Source organism: Streptomyces anatolicus (assembly GCF_019400875.1).
GTDB lineage: Bacteria > Actinomycetota > Actinomycetes > Streptomycetales > Streptomycetaceae > Streptomyces > Streptomyces anatolicus.
This window is the reverse complement of sequence record NZ_WMBF01000764.1, coordinates 1-1,910: the sequence shown is the minus strand read 5'-3', so window position 1 is coordinate 1,910 and position 1,910 is coordinate 1. Positions and strand designations below refer to the sequence as shown.

Sequence of the window (1,910 nt, the reverse complement as noted above, 5' to 3'; positions counted from 1 at the left end):
CCTCGGCGCGGACGCCGTCGTCTCGGCGGACGGCGGCTACCGGCTGGACGCGAGCCCCGACGACATAGACCTGTTCCGCTTCGACCGGCTGGCGAGCGAGGGCAGCAGGGCCCTCGCCGACGGCGACCCGGCGAAGGCGGCCGCCCTCCTCGACGACGCGCTCGCGCTGTGGCGCGGGGAAGCCCTCGTCGACCTGCCGGACCGCACCGCGGAGAGCGCCCGCTGGCAGGCCCGCCGCCTCGACGCCCGCCGCGCCGGCCTGACCGCCGCCCTCGCCCTCGGCCAGGCGGAACAGGCCCTGCCCGAACTCACCGCGCTCTGCGACACCCACCCCCTCGACGAACCGCTCCAGGCCCTGCGCCTGCGCGCCCTGCGGGACGCCGGCCGCCCGGCGGAGGCCCTGGCCGCCTACGAGAACGTACGAAGGGAGATCGCGGACCGGCTCGGGGCCGACCCGGGGGCCGAACTCCGCGCGCTGCACCGCGAGTTGCTGCACGCACCACCCGCCGAGCGCCCCTCGGCCCGGCGCCCGCCGCGCGTACCCGGCAACCTCCGCGCCCGCCTCACCTCCTTCGTCGGCCGCGAGGCAGACATCGACGCCCTGCGCGACGACCTCGCGCGGGCCCGCCTCGTCACGCTGCTCGGACCCGGCGGCGCCGGCAAGACACGCCTCTCGCAGGAGGCCGCCGAGAGCGTCGGCACGGACTTCGCGGACGGGGTGTGGCTCGCCGAGCTCGCTCCCGTCGAGGGCCCCGACGACGTGCCCGAGGCCGTGCTCACCGCGCTCGGCGCCCGCGAGACCGTGCTGCGCGGCGTCGGCGCGGAGGAGATACGGGTCATGACGGAGCGGCACGGCGAGGACCCCGTCGTCCGTCTCGTCGAACACTGCGCCGGGCGCCGCATGCTGGTCATCCTGGACAACTGCGAACACGTCGTGGCGGCCGCCGCCCGCCTCGCCGACGAACTCCTCGCCCGCTGCCCCGGCCTCACGATCCTCGCCACGAGCCGCGAACCCCTCGGCGTACCGGGTGAATTGCTGCGCCCCGTCGAGCCGCTGCCCGAGCCCGTCGCGGTCCGCCTGTTCGCCGAGCGCGGGGCCGCCGCGAGGCCGGGGTTCACCGTCGGCGACGACCCCGCCGCCGCGGCCGAGATCTGCCGCCGCCTCGACGGCCTGCCGCTCGCCATCGAACTGGCCGCCGCCCGTCTGCGGATGCTCACCCCGCGCCAGATAGCCGACCGGCTGGACGACCGTTTCCGGCTGCTCACCAACGGCGCCCGCACGGTCCTGCCCCGCCAGCAGACCCTGCGGGCCGTCGTCGACTGGTCCTGGGACCTGCTCGACGCACCCGAACGCGCCGTCCTGCGGCGGCTCTCCGTCTTCGCGGGCGGCTGCGACCTCGCGGCGGCGGAAGCGGTCTGCGCGGGCAGGGACAGTACGTACGCGGGCAGGGACAGCCCGTACGACGTCCAGGACAGCCCGCACGACGTCGCCGACGTGCTCGGTTCCCTCGTCGACAAGTCCCTTGTCGTCGCCGCCCCCTCGCTCGCGGCAGGGACCGGCATGCGCTACCGGCTGCTCGAAACCGTCGCCGAGTACGCGGGCGAACGCCTCGACGAGGCGGGGGACCGGCCCGGGGCCGAGCGCGCGCACCTCGTGCACTACCGCGAGGTCGCCAGAACCACCGACCCCGAACTGCGCGGAAGCGGACAACTCGCCGCCGTCGCACGCCTGGAGGCCGAGTACGAGAACCTGCGCACCGCCCTGCGGCACGCCGTCGCCGCGCGGGACGAACAGGAAGCGCTCTGCCTGGTGCTCTCCCTGTGCTGGTTCTGGGAGATCCGCGGCCTGCGCCTGGAGGCCCGCAACTGGGCCCGTGACGTCATGGCCCTCGGCCCCGACCCCTTCGCCC

The 1,910-nt window shown here is 76.0% G+C and carries 1 protein-coding gene; it reads left to right on the top strand.

The window, feature by feature from the left end; genetic code table 11:
* Positions 1-1,910, top strand: a 1,910-nt coding sequence (locus tag GKQ77_RS32265) for an ATP-binding protein (RefSeq protein WP_308117851.1), incomplete at both ends; no start/stop codon positions are given.